Here is a 15,617-nt window from a genome sequence, read left to right as displayed (position 1 = left end):
GTGAGCGGCGCATGGTACGACATGTGCCGCTTAAACGTTGAATAAATGTGATTTTATATGCACAAACCTTATACCAGCCCTTCGAAAAACTCCAGCCACCTCGCTGGCATAAAAAAGCCGCTCGGCCAGTGGCCAAAGCGGCGTCAGCGCGAGCAGAAATCTTACTGAGCGGGCACGGGCAACCAGCCCAACAGCTCATTGTTGACCACGGCCAACAGGGCATCGATATGGTCATCGCGATCATTCAGGCAAGGAATATAGCTGAACGTCTCGCCACCGGCCTCCATGAAGCTGTCGTGAATTTCCTCCTTGATCTCTTCGAGGGTTTCCACACAGTCGGAGGAGAAGGCAGGTGACAGAATGGCAATGTGCTTGTGGCCCTGCCTGGCCAGCTCGGCCACATGGTCCACGGTTTGCGGGCCTACCCACTTTTCCGGGCCAAACTGTGACTGGAAGGCGGTATCGACCTCCTCCTTGCTCAACCCCAGACGCTCACGCATCAAGCGCGTGGTTTTCTGGCACTGGCAGTGGTAGGGGTCGCCTTCCATCAGATAGCGTTCCGGCACACCGTGGTAGCTGGCCACGAGCTTGGTGGGACGGCTTTCAAAGCCGTCGTACGCCTCTTGCACCGAGTTGGCCAGCGCCTGGATGTAAGCCGGATGTTCAAAGTAGGCCGGCACCGTACGCAGGTAGGGCTGCCACTTCATCTTCATCAGCGTGCGAAAGGCCTGATCGTTGGCAGTAGCCGTGGTGGGCGAGCCGTACTGCGGGTAGAGGGGGAAGAATACGATGCGTTCGCAGCCCTTCTCTTTCATGCGATTCAGCACGCTTTCCGTGGAAGGGTTGCCATAGCGCATGCAGAAATCGACCTCGACACTGTCGCCATACAGCGCTTTTAGCCGGGCGGTCATCTTTTCCGTTTGTGCACGGGTAATGGTCAGCAACGGGCTCTCGTCTTTTTCGGTGTTCCAGATGCTTTTGTAGGCATGGCCCGACGTAAAGGGGCGCTTGGTCAGAATGATGAGCTGCAGCAGCGGCTGCCATTTCCAACCCGCATAGTCCACGACCCGCTTATCCGACAGGAATTCGTTGAGATAGCGCCGCATGGACCAGTAGTCAGTCGCATCGGGAGTCCCCAGATTGGCCAGCACCACGCCCACCTTGGCGGGGGCAACCGGAGGATGACTGCTTGGCGCGTGGGCCAAGCGCCCTTCACCTGGTTGATCCTTTACAACGCTGTCGGCCATCTCACTTACTCCTGGGGGCTGTCGATCATTCACAATGGTCTAAATCTTATCACTTTTCAGCAAAGACGCGGGATAAAGTTATACTATCAACATAATTTGTATAACTGTAGGCCAACCCATGTCCAAGCCTTTGCTACTCATTCTGGGCGACCAGCTTAGCCCGTCGCTTCCGACACTTCGCCAGGCCCCTGAAGGCGCAGTAGTGGCGTTCTGTGAGGTCGCTGAAGAAGCACGCTACGTCCCTCACCATATACACAAGATCGGCCTCTTTCTGGCCGCCATGCGACATTTTGCCCAACAACTGCGCGACCAAGGCTTCAACGTTCATTACAGCCGCATGGACGATGCGGATAACACCCAATCATTGATCGATGAAGCCGAGCGGCTGGCAAGACAGTACCAGTGCGATGAAATTCGTGTGACGCGCCCCGGCGAGTGGCGGCTGTGGAACGCCATGCAGCAGCGTCAGGCCGCTTCACTGCCCTGGAAAATCCTGGAAGACGACCGCTTCTTCACCACCCCAGACGACTTTGCCCAATGGGCCAAGGGGCGTGAGCAAATCCGCCTCGAATACTTCTACCGGGAACAGCGTAAACGTACCAGGCTACTGATGGAAGGCGACGCCCCCATGGGCGGACAGTGGAATTTCGACCACGATAACAGAGAACCCTTACAGCCTGGGCTGAGCTTCCCCCAACTGCCCATGCACGGGCAGGATGAAACCACTCAGGAAGCGCTGGCCAATGCCGCCGAGTGGTTCCCCGAGCACATGGGCGAGATCGAGACCTTCAACTTGCCGGTCACCCGACGTCAAGCACTGGTAGACCTGAAGCACTTCATCACCCACGGGCTGGCCGACTTTGGCCGCTATCAGGATGCCATCAGCGACCAGTCACCCTACCTGTACCACTCGCGCCTCTCTGCTGCCATGAACATTGGCCTGCTCACGCCCTTCGAAGTATGCGAAGAAGCGGCTGCGCAATATCAGGCAGGCAAGGCACCGATCAACGCCGTGGAAGGGTTCATACGGCAGATTCTCGGGTGGCGTGAGTACGTGCGCGACCTCTACTGGACGCGCATGCCGGATTACAAACGTGAGAACCAGCTGGGTTTTCAGCGCGACTTGCCCGCCTTCTACTGGGATGCGAAGACCGACATGCGCTGCCTGCAACGCGCCATCCAGATGACCATCGACCACAGCTACGCGCATCATATTCAGCGCCTGATGGTCACGGGCAACTTCGCCCTGCTCTGCGGGGTCAAGCCAGAGGCGCTGTGCGACTGGTACCTGGCCGTTTACGCCGACGCCTGCGAGTGGGTCGAGCTACCCAACACCTTGGGTATGGTGCTGCACGCGGACGGCGGCTTGATGGGCTCCAAGCCCTACTGCGCTTCCGGCAAATACATCGACAAAATGTCCGACCACTGCCAGCACTGTCGCTACTCCCCCAAGCAGGTCACCGGCCCCAAGGCCTGTCCGCTCAACAGTCTCTACTGGCATTTTCTGGAGACCCATGCCGAACAGCTCAATCGGAATCCACGCATGAAACTGATCTACGGCTCGCTGGCACGCATGAAAGAGGAAAAACGCGACGCCATGCGCCAGCAGGCAGAGCAGTTCCTGGCATCGCTCCCCACTGCCGCCGATTACGGGCAAGCCGTTCACACCCAGGGATACACCCACGAGGAGCGCTCCTCATGAGCCGTTTCGCCACGCTGCATGCCGAACCACCGGTCACGCTCTACCACGATGGACACTGCCCCTTTTGTCGCGTCGAAGTGGCCTGGCTGGCCAAACACCGACACCAGCAGCGCATTCGTCTGGTCGATATTCAGCACGAGGATTTCGACCCCGGCGCATTGGGGCTCAGCTTCGAAGCCATGATGGGGCAACTGCATCTTCAGGATCAGCAGGGAAATTGGTATGTCGGGATGGATGCCAGCCGGGCCCTGTATGCCGTGTTGGGCTACAGGCGGCTGGTAAGACTGTCTTGCTTGCCTGGCCTGCGCGCCGTCATGGATGCAGGCTATCGGTTCTTTGCCCGTCGCCGAATTCGGCTGGGCCAATGGTGGGAAAAATGCGGGTCACGCTCGCGCAATCAGTGATGCCTGGGCGTCAGAATACCAGCGGCATACGCGAGGTCAGCGGCGCGCTGTAGTGGGCGTCGCGACCAATGACTTCATCCTGAGGCACGTGCTGAACGAGGTAAGCCCGGTGGATACCGGCCCGCTTGAGTTCGAGGTACACATCGTCCAGCGCTCGAAACAGCATAGGCTTGCCACGTTGGGTCAGCATATGACGCTCACCCTCGACGTCTTCGAGCTCGACCTGATAGAAACGGCTGCCCGAATGCGTGATTACCCGGATTTCAAAATTGTCATGACGTTCGACGAACTGTTTAAGCTCTTTAAGTTCCATGGTTCCCTCCTGTTATTGGTCATCGCCATGGAGCACAGCATGCCTTTGCCCCATGACAATAGTATTACCTTGGCACTATCCCCCTAAGAGGGCAATAACAGAAAAGAGTTCCTGACCGAAACGTCAAGATGTGTGTCGTATTACTGATATTCCGAGGGGTCGATGGCCTTGCCAAGCGAGTTGCGATCGATCCAGTTGCCCCCTTTGGTTTCCTTGTAACGGAACACGACCTTGTCGCCAATGGTGACAGGTAATTCCGCATCTTCTGTTTGGTAGCTGTACTGCTCCCCTTCCACTACCAGGTGGTAGCGATAGAGATCGGGCATGCCCAACCACTCTTTGAAGGGACCTTCACGCTCTAACGACTGGAGCTCACCCCGACCTTCCAGCTTGGGAAGCCGCTTACGGTTACCGCGCCTAAAACCACCTGCCATGCGTTACTCCTGTCTATCTACCAATGCGATTGACCCACGCTTCTCATCCCGCCCTTCCAGTGAGGGTTACCCAGACGACTCAGCCAACGGGGAGCGCATTATACGTGCTCCCCTCTCAGCCTCAAGTCAATCGCCGAAGGCTTCACCGTAACTATCCGGCGCCAGGTCTTCGAAGCGCGTGTATTTGCCTATGAAGGCCATGTGTACCGTCCCGATGGGACCATTACGCTGTTTACCAATGATCAACTCGGCCAGGCCCTGGTTGTCCGGGTTATCGCGGTTATACACTTCGTCGCGATACACGAAGGCAATGACGTCTGCGTCCTGCTCGATCGCGCCCGATTCGCGAAGGTCCGACATGACTGGACGCTTGTTGGGACGCTGCTCCAGCGAGCGGTTCAGCTGGGAAAGCGCCACCACCGGGCACTGGAACTCCTTGGCCAGGCCTTTCAGCGAACGCGAAATTTCCGAGATCTCGCCCGTGCGGTTTTCGTTAAAGCCAGGAATCTGCATCAACTGCAGATAGTCGATCATGATCAAGGCGATATTGCCGTGCTCACGCACCACCCGACGTAGCCGTGAGCGCATCTCATTGGGTGACAAGGCTGCCGTGTCATCGATGAACAGCTGCTTGTCTTTCAGCAGGTTCACCGCCGAGGTCAGCCGCGGCCAATCTTCGTCTTCCAACTGACCCGAACGCACGCGGGTCTGATCGATACGTCCCAATGACGAGAGCACACGCAGCATCAGCGATTCGGCGGGCATCTCCATGGAAAACACCATTACCGGCTTGTCACTGGAAATGACCGCATGCTCGACCAGGTTCATGGCGAAGGTGGTCTTGCCCATCGAGGGCCGCCCGGCAATGATGACCAGATCGGAAGGCTGCAGGCCCGAAGTCATCTCATCCAGATCACGAAAGCCGGTGGAAAGGCCGGTCATTTCCCCTTTCAGGTTGAACAGCTCATCGATCCGATCCACGGCCTTGGTGAGCAGGTCACTCATGCCAATGGGGCCACCGGTCTTGGGCCGCTCTTCGGCAATCTGGAACACCAGCCGCTCGGCCTCGTTGAGCAGCTCGTCGGCGGGCCTGCCCTGAGGCGAAAAAGCCCCTTCGGCAATCTGGTTGGCCGCCCGAATGAGCTTACGCAGCGTGGCACGCTCACGGACGATATCGGCATAGGCGCGTATGTTGCTGGCCGAAGGCGTGTTGCGCGCCAGCTCGGCCAGGAAACTCAGCCCGCCCACCGTATCCAGCTGGTCGCGGGCTTCCAGCGCTTCGGAAAGGGTCACGACGTCCAGCGGCTGGCCCGACTCGGCCAGATGCGTCATCACATTGAACACCAGCCGGTGTTCATAGCGGTAAAAATCGTCAGCCACCAGACGCTCGGAGACGTTGTCCCACGCCTGGTTGTCCAGCATGAGCCCGCCTAACACCGACTGCTCCGCTTCCAATGAATGCGGTGGCAGTTTTAACGCTGCCGTTTCCTGATCAGCAGAAGGCTGGTCCTGCATTGCGAGCTCCTTAACAATTACCCGATAGCCAACGGCGCTTATCTTAGCCGTGCGGCTCGGATAACACCACTGGCCCCCACGTAAAGGGAGGGCTTTATAAGCCTGCTGTGTCGCCCCTTGCCAAAAGAGCCCCAGGGCCTAAAAAGACAAAGTACCTATAAAGACAAAGTACCTAAAAAGACAAAGGGCGCGGGAGAACCCGCGCCCTTTGAGGCGTCAGCGTTGGCGAGTATGATTACTCGGCGACAACGACCACGCGTACAACGGCGTCCACTTCTGCATGCAGGTGGAGGTCGATGTCGTATTCACCAGTTTGACGAATCGGGCCTTGCGGCATGCGTACTTCGCTCTTGGCGACGTCGATTCCCGCAGAGGAGATCGCGTCGGCCAGGTCACGAGGACCGATAGAGCCGAACAGCTTGCCTTCGTCGCCTGCCTTGGACACCAACGACAGTTCGATGTCGTTGAGTTGCTCGGCACGCGCCTGGGCTTCTGCCTTACGCTCAGCGGCTTGCGCTTCGAGCTCGGCACGCTGCGCTTCGAACGCTTCGATGTTGTCCTTGGTGGCCGGTACGGCTAAGCCGTAAGGCACCAGGTAGTTACGACCATAACCAGGCTTGACAGTGACCTTGTCACCCAGGCCGCCCAGCTTACCAATCTTGTCGAGCAGAATGACTTCCATCTCGTAAACCTCTTGTCAGTTGCTGCGGGCAAGGCGTGCGCGAACGTTCGCAAATGTATCGATCAGCCCCAACAGCAGCACAATGAGAATCGTGGGCCAGGTCGTGATCAGCAGCACATAAAATGCCACCAGCCACAGCCCGTTCATCCCCTTTATTCCAATAAAACCATGCACCAACGCAATACCGGCAATCAGCAGCGGAACCCAACACAGCATCGCCAGTGCCTGCGCACCAAGCGCCATGCCTGCCACTCCCAGCACCACCAGAACGACAAGCTCACGGGGGGTCAGGCGCAACGCATGAAACTCTTCGCGAAAGCCACCGGGGTTGTACAGCCCGGCTTGCCAGCTGCGGGCCAGCGCCAGGCAGATAATGGCGGCCAGCAACACGACCAAGCCCGTCACACCACCGATGACCATGGCAGCCAAGGCCGTCGTGTCGACGCCCTGGTTGGCAAACTCGGTGAGCATGCGGTCGATCTCGGTAGAGCTCTCCCGCAGCTGCTCCAGCATGAGCTGGGTACCCCCCGGCGGGCTGAAGATGCCCAGCTGAACCATGACGGCGGCAGCCAATGTGCCCACAATCAAGGCTTCGCTCCAGCGCATCCGCTCGCGCAGGATGACGGACATCAGCGTGACCAGCAGAACGCTGGCCAGTGGTATCACATCACCTTGTGCCCACCAGAAACCGGCAGGCAGAGCAGCGGCGATGATGACCGGCAGCGCAGGAGCGAACCCCTTGCGCAAGGTCACCAGCGCGGCAATGGCGGCGCCTAGCCAAAACAGCCAGGGCACCAGCGATGCCAGGGCCGCCCCGCCTACGGCATAGGGCGTTCCGCGCATCAGCCATCTTGCCAGTGCCAGCATCACGTTAAACGCTTACTGATGGCTATCGGAGTAGGGCAGCAGTGCCAGGTAGCGTGAACGCTTGATAGCGGTCGCCAGCTGACGCTGATAGCGTGCTTTGGTGCCGGTGATACGGCTCGGAACGATCTTGCCGGTTTCCGTGATGTAAGCCTTCAGCGTGTCGAGATCTTTGTAGTCGATCTGCTTGACGCCTTCAGCAGTGAAGCGGCAAAACTTGCGGCGACGGAAAAAACGTGCCATGGACTAGCTCCTTAAAACGTGCAGTGGATAGAATCAGGCAGTTTCTTCAGCTTCAGCGCGCGGCTTTTCTTCGCGACGCGGACGCTTTTCTTCTGCCGGCTTCATCATCGGAGAAGCTTCGGTAACGGCTTCCTTGCAGCGCACAACCAGGCTGCGGATGATGGCGTCGTTGAAGCGGAAGATGTTCTCGATTTCTTCGAGAGTCTCGCCGGTGCACTCAACGTTCATCAGCACGTAGTGGGCTTTGTGGATCTTGTTGATCGGGTAAGCCAGGTGACGACGGCCCCAATCTTCCAGACGATGCACGGTACCGCCGCTTTCGGTGACGATGCTGGTGTAGCGCTCGACCATTGCCGGTACTTGCTCGCTCTGATCCGGGTGGACCATGAACACGATTTCATAATGACGCATGGAATCTCCTTGCGGTTTGGCAGCTTCCTGAGTGTGCCGGAGCATATGCTCTGACAGCGACTGGGAAGCAAGGAGTTGACTGAAATGCCCTTGGCAAGCCACGTATGGCTGAAAAGAACATCAAGCAGATAAAACCAGTGTCGTAGAGGGGTTACCAATACGAACGCCCGCTTATGTATAAACGGGCGCAAGCATTCTAGTGGGACGGAGGCTAACTTGCAAGCTGCCGCTGACGCACCGCTTCAAACAGACAGATTCCGGCAGCCACCGAGACATTCAGGCTAGATACCTGCCCCGCCATGGGCAGCTTGGCCAGATGATCACACGCTTCCCGCGTCAACCGGCGCAACCCCTTGCCTTCGGCCCCCATCACCAGCGCGGTCGGGCCGGTGAAGTCGATATCGAATACGCTGGCCTGTGCTTCACCGGCGGTGCCGGTGATCCACACGCCCTCTTCCTTGAGCCTGGCCAGCGTGCGCGCCAGATTGGTGACCTGATAGACCGGCACCACCTCTGCGGCACCACAGGCGACTTTTCTGACCGTGGCGTTGAGCGGCGCCGCCTTGTCCTTGGCCACGATCACTCCATGGGCACCCGAGGCATCGGCACTGCGCAGGCACGCGCCAAAGTTATGCACGTCGGTGACGCCATCCAGCACCAGCAGCAAAGGAGGCGTATCCGACGGCCAGGCGCGGAGCTTGAGCCACAAGGACTCCTCTCCTTCTGCCGTCAAGGGCGCACAGAAAGCAACCACCCCCTGATGCGCCGCCCCTTGGGTCAACTGATCGAGCACGTCACGCGGCTGCTCCTTGACCGCCGCACCGCTGGCTCGGGCATCGGCCACCAGCGTTTGCAAACGCTGACCTGCGCCCTGTTGCACCCACAGCTCCTTGGGCGACTCGCCCCGTGCCAGCAGGCTCTCCAGGGCATGCACTCCATAGACGTGATCCAGGCCATCAGGCGTACGGACAGGAGTGCCCGTAGCCGGGCGCGGGCTACGTCGAGACGACGCCGATTTCATGCTCAACCCTTTTTCGAAGATGGTTTACGCGACCCGCTGCGCGTACGGCGCGGGCCACGACGGGCGGGCTGCTCACCGGCAGCCGCCTTTGCTCCTGCTCCTGCTCCAGCGCCTTTTTCACCAGAGCTTTCACTACGACGCTTGCGCGGCTGACGCTGCGGGCGCGGCTTGTCATCGGCAAGACCAAAGTCGATCTTGCGATCATCCATGTCCACCCGCGCCACTTGCACGGTCAGGCCATCGCCCAGGCGATACGTGGTGCCGGTGCGCTCACCCTTGAGACGATGCTTCTCGGCTTCGTAGTGGTAGTAGTCGGAAGGCAGCGACGTGACGTGCACCAGCCCTTCCACAAAGAAGTCATCGAGACGCACGAAGAGCCCGAACTGGGTCACCGAGGCGATGGTGCCCTCAAAGGTTTCGCCCAGCTTGTCCGACATGAATTCGCACTTGAGCCAGCTCTCCACGTCACGGGTGGCTTCATCGGCCCGCCGCTCGGTCATGGAGCAGTGTTCACCCAGCTCCAGCATCTGCTCGAAGGTGTAGGGGCACCACTTGCTCGGCGGATCCACCGGCGCACCCTCTACCCGCACCACGGTGGCGGTCTGACGCGGCCCGCGAATCACCGAGCGAATGGCCCGATGCACCAGCAGGTCAGGATAGCGCCGAATGGGCGACGTGAAATGGGCATAGGCCTGGTAAGCAAGACCGAAGTGCCCCTCGTTCTGCGGCGAATAGACCGCCTGATTCATCGAGCGCAGCATCACGGTCTGGATGATGTCGGCATCCGGGCGGTCGGCAATCGCTTCCCGCAGTGCCTGGTAATCCTGAGGCGTCGGCTCGTCGCCGCCGCCCACCGAAAGCCCCAGCTCACTCAGGAACAGGCGCAGCTTGTCGAGCCGCTCAGGCGTTGGACGCTCGTGGATACGATACAGCGCCGGCAGGTCGTGCTTGTCGAGGAAACGCGCCGTCGCCACGTTGGCGGCCAGCATGCACTCCTCGATCAGCTTGTGGGCATCATTACGGCTGCGCGGCACGATCTTCTCGATCTTGCGCTCTTCATTGAAGATGATCGCCGTTTCCGTGGTATCGAAGTCGATCGCCCCACGCTCTTCCCGGGCAGCGCGCAGCAGGCCGTACAGCTCATGCAGGTTCTTGAGCGGCTTGACCAGCTCGGCGTGCTCCCGACGCAGCGCCTCCCCTTCTTCACTCTCGCCGTCCAGCATGGCCGCCACCTTGTTATAGGTGAGTCGGGCATGGGAATTCATCACGGCTTCATAGAAGGAGTAGCGGCTGATGGCACCGGTCTTGGAAATGTTCATTTCGCACACCATCACCAGCCGGTCGACGTGCGGATTCAATGAACAAAGACCGTTGGAAAGCAGCTCGGGCAGCATGGGCACCACTTGCCCCGGGAAGTAGACCGAGTTGCCGCGGGTGCGCGCTTCGTCATCCAGCGCGGTACCAGGGCGCACATAATGAGAAACGTCGGCAATCGCGACGACCAGCTTCCAGCTACCGGACTTGGTCTTCCAGGCACACACCGCATCGTCGAAATCCTTGGCGGATTCGTCGTCGATGGTCACCAGCGGCAGGTCGCGCAGATCGACGCGGTGCTGCTTGTCGGCTTCCAGCACTTCAGCGGAGATTTCGCTGATCTGATCCAATACCTCCGGCGGAAACTCGGCGGGAATGTCGTAGCTGCGGATGGCGATGTCGATTTCCATGCCGGGGTCCATACGCTCCCCCAGCACTTCGATCACTTCACCCACTGGCTGAACCCGAGTGGCGGGCTGCTGGACGATCCTGGCTGAGATCACCTGACCATCCTTGGCACCACCGCTGGCGGTGTGCGGGATGATCACTTCCTGGGTAATCCGCGGGTTTTCGGGAATGAGAATCCCGAATTCCGGCGTATTGCTGCGGTATACGCCCACCATGGTCTCGGTATTGCGGGCAATCACTTCGGCAATCGTGGCTTCGTCGCGGCCGCGACGGTCTCGCCCACTGATGCGCACCAGCACATGGTCTCCGTGGAAGACGCGGCGCATCTGACGAGGCGGCAGCAGCAGGTCCGGCTTCTTGCCGTCATCACGCAGCACGAAGCCAAACCCATCCCGATGGCCCAGCACCTTGCCCTTGATCAGGTCGAGCTTGTCGATCAGTGCATAGGCGCCTCGACGGTCGCGCAGCACCTGGCCGTCGCGCTCCATGGCCGCCATACGCCGACGCACCGCTTCCAGATGGTCTTCGTCTTCGATGCCCAGCATGCGGCTCATGTTTTCATGGGTAATCGGCTTGCCATAGCTTTCCAGGGCAGCCAACAGGTATTCACGGCTGGGAGCCGGGTTATCGTAATTCTTCGCCTCGCGCTCGGCGTGCGGATCATCACTCAACGTCCAGTACTTCATGCGATCAACATCCTTGATAACGGTTGCGGGAGGCGAACAAAAAGCGCGGGCAGCGTGCACTGCGGGCGAAAGGCATGTGCGCCTCGAAGGGCGTCGTGTTCAACTAACGATGAGTTGAAATAAGTCATGTTTTGTTTGGTCATGGGCGCAGTATAGCGCCGCCCGTTCAATCACCCAACCACTTGGGGCTGCAAACCCAGGTTTTTTACATTAAAAAAAACACCCAGGGGCTTGCATTTAGCCACAGCCTCGGTATCATACGCGCCACTTGCCCAGATGGCGGAATTGGTAGACGCGCTAGCTTCAGGTGCTAGTGACCGTATGGTCGTGGAGGTTCAAGTCCTCTTCTGGGCACCAAGTGTTTCATGTTATCCCCTTTCATGAATCAGAACGGTGCAGCGGCAAGTAAAGCAGTGAAAGAAAGGCAGTACGTTCGTGTTCGCCCAGGTGGCGGAATTGGTAGACGCGCTAGCTTCAGGTGCTAGTGACCGTATGGTCGTGGAGGTTCAAGTCCTCTCCTGGGCACCATGCGAACACCGACGTAGTGGCTGAATGTATTGTGAAAGCAGTACAGCAGTGAAAGAGTCGATACGCCCAGGTGGCGGAATTGGTAGACGCGCTAGCTTCAGGTGCTAGTGTCCGTACGGACGTGGAGGTTCAAGTCCTCTCCTGGGCACCATCGATGCCCCCGTATCGCTCTTGCTTTCGTATTATCCCCTCTGATGTCTTTCTATCTGTTTGTTATCCCTCATCAGTCGCCCTCTTTTGGCGCACTCTCATCTGTATGCTTTTATTCTCTGATACCCTTTTGCTCTGATATTTTTTCTTCCCCACTATTTCTCTTCTGCCTGCCTTCTCTTCTGCCTGTCTATTTCATGCATATCGAGCCCATGTCGTTCGAGCATGGCCGTGTCTGCGCTCAAGCGGCAGGCCAGGGCAACGCCTTGGCCTGCCAGCATGCAGCGTATCGTACTACTGGAACCGGCCTGGGCGACGAGATACCTCCTCCAGCGCCCACCCCTGGGTGCGCAGCTCGCCTTCCAGCACGGCTTCAAGCTGAGGTGAGAGATTCGGGAAAAAATTCAGCCCGGTGCGGGCTTCGATCTCATCGATGGTCACCAGGTAGTCGTTCAGCGGCTCATTGCCCTGCACGTCCTGGGGCATGATGAAGGCCAGCGCCAAGGGCGCCTCATCATGGGGTGCCACGATGATCTTGTAAAAGGCTTCGGGTATTTCCACCCACCCCACGCGGTTGAAGACGTTATCCATGAAGCGCTCGGGGTAGACCGGCCCGGTAATCACCTGCAAGCGATCGAAACGCGGCGCAAAGTGATCCATGACGGAGGCTTCGAGCCGCTGCCAGAGCTGACGATTCAGATTCGGCCGCTGGGGCAGCATGTTGCTCATCAAGAACGTGTCCACCTGCGCGCTGCGCCCATGCACGGCAGCAATGGCGTAGTTGGGCGCCAGATGTCCTCTGTCGTAGCCACTGCCGGAATAGCTATCGGTACTCACCGGCCACAGCATGCGCCAGTCTGGCTGAAAATTGGGCCTGGGCCCAATGCGCATATCCTCAGGCACGGCCTCTACCTGGTAGCTGACCCACAACGCCCCCACCCGTACATCCGACCACCCCACTAAAAAGCCATCGTTACGCAGTACACGGTGCAGGCTGGTAGGGTGCAATGTTTCCCAGGTGGGTACGCCCATCCAGGTATAAGCCTGCTGGTGCTGGCGCCCTTGATACTCCCACAAGCCCGTACCGACCAGCACGAACAGCACGGCAATGCCCAGGCGTCGCCCCTGACGACGCCAGCGCAAAAGTGATTTAGCCAACGGAGGACTCCCCTGCTACCCTTCAAGACGCCTTGTCAGCGGCGTTTCATCATTCGTTTCATTGGCTTTGCAAAGCCAGGGCGTTACCAACCAACGGAAAACATGGTTTCCAGGTCATGGCGTGAGTGAACCTGCATGGCGTTCAGCGTCTCGGTATCGCTGATGCCTTCCACGGCATTCAACCGCTCGGTCACCAGCTCGGCCAGGCTTTCGAAATCGCGGGTGCGCGCAATGGCCACCAGATCGTAACGGCCGCAGGTGGAGTACACCTCACTGATACCTTCCACATCGGCCAGGCGTTCGGCCACGGCCTTGATCTGGCCTTTTTCGGTATTGATCAGGATGACTGCGCTTTGCATGGCGTCCTCGCAAATGAGTGGCGGTAAGATGAATACTGCACGACGCAGCGAGTATAGCAGCCTGCCCGGCGGGGCCAAGCCTTGCCGGCCAGCGTGGCCAATTGTCGCGCTTTTCATAAGGTTATTCGCACTAATTTTACGCTTGCGCTAGCATGTACTAGAGATCTCCAGCAGCGTTTCGCTGTCGGAGTTTTATAGAGGTGGCCCACCACCCGATCACCGTAGCACACCGTCAGACCGTGACGATAAGGAGACACCATGGCTAATCAGAGCCGTCGTAAGTTCATGCGTAACAGCGTGCTGGGGCTTGCTGCCCTGCCGTTTGGTGCGGGTATCCTGTCGAAAACTGCTTTTGCTCAGGAGCTGCCCCGTCTGGACCCGTCCTCACCGACGGCCCAGGCACTGAACTACGTTGAAAATGCCAGCGACGCCAGCGACCACCCGGCTTTCGAAGAGGGTGAACTGTGCTCCAACTGCATGTTTTTCGTGGAAGGCACCGAAGGCTGCCAGCTGTTCCCGGAAAACAGTGTCGAGCCGGACGGCTGGTGCCAGTCCTGGACCGCACAAGGCTGATACCCTGGACCCCGCGCTCGCCGCGGGGTCACTGTTTTCAGGGATGGTTATCCTTGTTCTCTTCTTCTACCGGCCACTGGTAGCGGCGAGTCACCCGCCCCTCGTCCAGCGACACCAGGTGCACCGGAAACCCCCACAGCTGCTGAAGGTGACGAATCACCGGATACACGCTTCTGGCCAGCGGACGACGATGGTCCTGAACGTGATGCAGTGTCAGGGAACGATCCCCCCGAATGGCGGCCTCCACCACTTGAATGTTGGGCTCGCGTACCGATAGCGCATACTGGGTCGATAGCGCTTCGCGCACCCGCCGATACCCCCGCTCGTCATGAATCGCCGCCACTTCCAACATTTCCGACTGGTCGTCGTCGACGATCATGAACAGCTTCAGGTCACGCATCACCTTGGGTGATAGAAACTGCTGAATGAACGACTCGTCCTTGAAGTTACGCATGGCGAACTCCAGCGTTTCCCGCCAGGGGCTGCCGGCAATGTCCGGAAACCATTCGCGATCTTCGGCAGTGGGGTCTTCGCAGATACGCTTGATATCCATGAACATCGCAAAGCCCAACGCATAGGGGTTCAGGCCGCTGTAGTAAGGGCTATCGAACCCCGGCTGATTGATGACCGCCGCGTGGGACTGCAGAAACTCCAGCATCAGCCCTTCGTCCACCTTGCCCTCGTCATAGAGCCGATTCATCAGGGTGTAGTGCCAGAAGCACGCCCAGCCCTCATTCATTACCTGAGTTTGCCGCTGAGGGTAGAAGTACTGCGCCAGCTTGCGCACGATGCGCACGATCTCCCGCTGCCAGGGGGCCAGCAGCGGCGCGTTCTTCTCGATGAAGTAGAGCAGGTTCTCCTGGGGCTCCGAGGGGTAGCGCCCGCCACTGTGCAGCCCTAGCGGGTCATCGTCGCTGTGCAGCGCCCCGGGTAGCGGTACGGCACCCGTCGGCGGCTCGGGAATGGTACGCCAGAGCATGTTGACCTGGGTTTGCAGATAGGCCTCTCGCTCCTCCTGGCGCTTGGCCTCTTCCTCGGCCGACATGGGCGAAGGCCGCTTGTAACGGTCGACCCCGTAGTTCTGCAGGGCGTGGCAAGCGTCCAGCAGTTGCTCCACGGCGTGGGAACCGTGTCGCTCTTCGCACTGGGCAATGTACTTGCGGGCAAATACCAGATAATCGACGATGGACTCGGCATCGGTCCAGGTACGAAACAGGTAGTTGCCTTTGAAGAACGAGTTATGGCCGTAGCAGGCGTGGGCAATCACCAGCACCTGCATCATCAACGTGTTCTCCTCCATCAGGTAAGCGATACAGGGGTTGGAGTTGATCACCAATTCGTAGGCCAGGCCCATCTGGCCCCGCTTGTAGGCCTGTTCCACGGCCAGAAACTGCTTGCCAAACGACCAATGATGGTAGCCCACCGGCATCCCCACGCTGGCGTAGGCATCCATCATCTGCTCGGTGGTGATCACTTCTATCTGATTGGGATAGGTATCCAGCCGATACTCGTCAGCCAGCCGCGCCAGCTCTTCGTCAAAGCGCTCCAGAATCCCGAAGTTCCAGTCGGAACCCGTCGCGATGGGGTTGCGGTCGACACTCATGG

At 59.0% G+C, this 15,617-nt stretch carries 16 protein-coding genes and 3 tRNA genes; 6 read left to right on the top strand and 13 right to left on the bottom strand.

What is annotated here, in order from left to right; translation table 11 throughout:
* Window positions 1-161: 161 nt before the first annotated feature.
* Window positions 162-1,247: a ferrochelatase gene (hemH, locus tag LG409_RS05560; RefSeq protein WP_096921228.1), complete on the bottom strand. Its 1,086-nt coding sequence runs from the start codon at window positions 1,245-1,247 to the stop codon at window positions 162-164.
* 118 nt (window positions 1,248-1,365) lie between these two features.
* Between hemH and LG409_RS05555 the strand changes: the two genes are divergently transcribed.
* Together LG409_RS05555 and LG409_RS05550 are read left to right on the top strand one after the other, a co-directional pair.
* Entirely contained in the window at window positions 1,366-2,949 is a 1,584-nt protein-coding gene (locus tag LG409_RS05555) for a cryptochrome/photolyase family protein (protein WP_227407784.1), read from the top strand.
* The gene (locus tag LG409_RS05550; protein WP_039182008.1) at window positions 2,946-3,353 is read left to right on the top strand and encodes a thiol-disulfide oxidoreductase DCC family protein; all 408 of its coding nucleotides are present in this window, start codon (window positions 2,946-2,948) and stop codon (window positions 3,351-3,353) included. Before LG409_RS05555 ends, LG409_RS05550 begins: the two co-directional genes overlap by 4 nt.
* Window positions 3,354-3,363: 10 nt before the next feature.
* On the opposite strand, the gene LG409_RS05545 is transcribed toward LG409_RS05550, so the two are convergent.
* The 9 genes from LG409_RS05545 to rnr all read right to left on the bottom strand — a co-directional run bounded on the left by LG409_RS05545 (window position 3,364) and on the right by rnr (window position 11,244).
* Window positions 3,364-3,666, bottom strand: a complete 303-nt coding sequence (locus LG409_RS05545) for a DUF6482 family protein (protein WP_039182006.1) — start codon at window positions 3,664-3,666, stop codon at window positions 3,364-3,366.
* Window positions 3,667-3,806: 140 nt separating this feature from the next.
* Window positions 3,807-4,100 carry a hypothetical protein gene (locus LG409_RS05540; protein ID WP_039182003.1) on the bottom strand — a complete coding sequence of 98 codons (294 nt, stop codon included), beginning with the start codon at window positions 4,098-4,100 and terminating at the stop codon, window positions 3,807-3,809.
* A gap of 126 nt (window positions 4,101-4,226) precedes the next feature.
* A complete protein-coding gene (dnaB, locus tag LG409_RS05535; RefSeq protein ID WP_039182000.1) occupies window positions 4,227-5,615 on the bottom strand; it encodes a replicative DNA helicase in 1,389 nt (462 codons plus the stop codon).
* Window positions 5,616-5,850: 235 nt separating this feature from the next.
* Window positions 5,851-6,297, bottom strand: coding sequence for a 50S ribosomal protein L9 (gene rplI, locus LG409_RS05530; protein WP_016916556.1), 447 nt, complete (start codon window positions 6,295-6,297; stop codon window positions 5,851-5,853).
* Between the two features lie 15 nt (window positions 6,298-6,312).
* Window positions 6,313-7,164 carry a hypothetical protein gene (locus LG409_RS05525; RefSeq protein ID WP_096921231.1) on the bottom strand — a complete coding sequence of 284 codons (852 nt, stop codon included), beginning with the start codon at window positions 7,162-7,164 and terminating at the stop codon, window positions 6,313-6,315.
* A gap of 12 nt (window positions 7,165-7,176) precedes the next feature.
* On the bottom strand, window positions 7,177-7,404 hold the full coding sequence (rpsR, locus tag LG409_RS05520) for a 30S ribosomal protein S18 (protein WP_009097135.1): 228 nt from the start codon (window positions 7,402-7,404) through the stop codon (window positions 7,177-7,179).
* 33 nt (window positions 7,405-7,437) lie between these two features.
* Window positions 7,438-7,815, bottom strand: a complete 378-nt coding sequence (gene rpsF, locus LG409_RS05515; protein ID WP_016916554.1) for a 30S ribosomal protein S6 — start codon at window positions 7,813-7,815, stop codon at window positions 7,438-7,440.
* Between the two features lie 211 nt (window positions 7,816-8,026).
* Complete coding sequence (gene rlmB, locus LG409_RS05510) at window positions 8,027-8,836, bottom strand: 23S rRNA (guanosine(2251)-2'-O)-methyltransferase RlmB (RefSeq protein ID WP_227407783.1); 810 nt, start codon at window positions 8,834-8,836, stop codon at window positions 8,027-8,029.
* A gap of 2 nt (window positions 8,837-8,838) precedes the next feature.
* Complete coding sequence (gene rnr, locus LG409_RS05505; RefSeq protein WP_227407782.1) at window positions 8,839-11,244, bottom strand: ribonuclease R; 2,406 nt, start codon at window positions 11,242-11,244, stop codon at window positions 8,839-8,841.
* A gap of 270 nt (window positions 11,245-11,514) precedes the next feature.
* Here rnr and LG409_RS05500 point away from each other — a divergent pair.
* The 3 genes from LG409_RS05500 (at window position 11,515) to LG409_RS05490 (ending at window position 11,923) form a co-directional block, all read left to right on the top strand.
* Window positions 11,515-11,601, top strand: a tRNA-Leu gene (locus LG409_RS05500).
* A gap of 84 nt (window positions 11,602-11,685) precedes the next feature.
* Window positions 11,686-11,772 (top strand) — tRNA-Leu (locus tag LG409_RS05495).
* A 64-nt stretch (window positions 11,773-11,836) separates the two neighbouring features.
* A tRNA-Leu gene (locus LG409_RS05490) sits at window positions 11,837-11,923 on the top strand.
* Between the two features lie 293 nt (window positions 11,924-12,216).
* Here LG409_RS05490 and LG409_RS05485 read toward each other — a convergent pair.
* Both LG409_RS05485 and LG409_RS05480 read right to left on the bottom strand, forming a co-directional pair.
* Entirely contained in the window at window positions 12,217-13,080 is an 864-nt protein-coding gene (locus LG409_RS05485) for a DNA/RNA non-specific endonuclease (RefSeq protein ID WP_227407781.1), read from the bottom strand.
* An 83-nt stretch (window positions 13,081-13,163) separates the two neighbouring features.
* A complete protein-coding gene (locus LG409_RS05480) occupies window positions 13,164-13,439 on the bottom strand; it encodes an Lrp/AsnC family transcriptional regulator (protein WP_026002022.1) in 276 nt (91 codons plus the stop codon).
* Window positions 13,440-13,697: 258 nt separating this feature from the next.
* On the opposite strand from LG409_RS05480, the gene LG409_RS05475 reads away from it, so the two are divergent.
* Complete coding sequence (locus tag LG409_RS05475) at window positions 13,698-14,012, top strand: high-potential iron-sulfur protein (RefSeq protein WP_039181982.1); 315 nt, start codon at window positions 13,698-13,700, stop codon at window positions 14,010-14,012.
* A 37-nt stretch (window positions 14,013-14,049) separates the two neighbouring features.
* On the opposite strand, the gene LG409_RS05470 is transcribed toward LG409_RS05475, so the two are convergent.
* On the bottom strand, window positions 14,050-15,615 hold the full coding sequence (locus LG409_RS05470; protein ID WP_227407780.1) for a SpoVR family protein: 1,566 nt from the start codon (window positions 15,613-15,615) through the stop codon (window positions 14,050-14,052).
* Between the last annotated feature and the right edge of the window lie 2 nt (window positions 15,616-15,617).

Origin of the sequence: Halomonas sp. NyZ770, from assembly GCF_020616575.1 — a bacterium.
GTDB lineage: Bacteria > Pseudomonadota > Gammaproteobacteria > Pseudomonadales > Halomonadaceae > Vreelandella > Vreelandella hamiltonii.
This window is presented reverse-complemented; position numbering and strand designations above follow the sequence as displayed.

What these genes read in the sequence shown, in the direction of transcription:
- LG409_RS05480 (WP_026002022.1), bottom strand. Translation starts at nt 13,439, where the DNA reads ATGCAAAGCGCAGTCATCCTGATCAATACCGAAAAAGGCCAGATCAAG.
- dnaB (WP_039182000.1), bottom strand. Translation starts at nt 5,615, where the DNA reads ATGCAGGACCAGCCTTCTGCTGATCAGGAAACGGCAGCGTTAAAACTG.
- hemH (WP_096921228.1), bottom strand. Translation starts at nt 1,247, where the DNA reads ATGGCCGACAGCGTTGTAAAGGATCAACCAGGTGAAGGGCGCTTGGCC.
- LG409_RS05470 (WP_227407780.1), bottom strand. Translation starts at nt 15,615, where the DNA reads ATGAGTGTCGACCGCAACCCCATCGCGACGGGTTCCGACTGGAACTTC.
- rpsF (WP_016916554.1), bottom strand. Translation starts at nt 7,815, where the DNA reads ATGCGTCATTATGAAATCGTGTTCATGGTCCACCCGGATCAGAGCGAG.
- LG409_RS05525 (WP_096921231.1), bottom strand. Translation starts at nt 7,164, where the DNA reads ATGCTGGCACTGGCAAGATGGCTGATGCGCGGAACGCCCTATGCCGTA.
- LG409_RS05475 (WP_039181982.1), top strand. Translation starts at nt 13,698, where the DNA reads ATGGCTAATCAGAGCCGTCGTAAGTTCATGCGTAACAGCGTGCTGGGG.
- LG409_RS05545 (WP_039182006.1), bottom strand. Translation starts at nt 3,666, where the DNA reads ATGGAACTTAAAGAGCTTAAACAGTTCGTCGAACGTCATGACAATTTT.
- LG409_RS05540 (WP_039182003.1), bottom strand. Translation starts at nt 4,100, where the DNA reads ATGGCAGGTGGTTTTAGGCGCGGTAACCGTAAGCGGCTTCCCAAGCTG.
- rpsR (WP_009097135.1), bottom strand. Translation starts at nt 7,404, where the DNA reads ATGGCACGTTTTTTCCGTCGCCGCAAGTTTTGCCGCTTCACTGCTGAA.
- rlmB (WP_227407783.1), bottom strand. Translation starts at nt 8,836, where the DNA reads ATGAAATCGGCGTCGTCTCGACGTAGCCCGCGCCCGGCTACGGGCACT.
- LG409_RS05555 (WP_227407784.1), top strand. Translation starts at nt 1,366, where the DNA reads ATGTCCAAGCCTTTGCTACTCATTCTGGGCGACCAGCTTAGCCCGTCG.
- LG409_RS05550 (WP_039182008.1), top strand. Translation starts at nt 2,946, where the DNA reads ATGAGCCGTTTCGCCACGCTGCATGCCGAACCACCGGTCACGCTCTAC.
- rplI (WP_016916556.1), bottom strand. Translation starts at nt 6,297, where the DNA reads ATGGAAGTCATTCTGCTCGACAAGATTGGTAAGCTGGGCGGCCTGGGT.
- rnr (WP_227407782.1), bottom strand. Translation starts at nt 11,244, where the DNA reads ATGAAGTACTGGACGTTGAGTGATGATCCGCACGCCGAGCGCGAGGCG.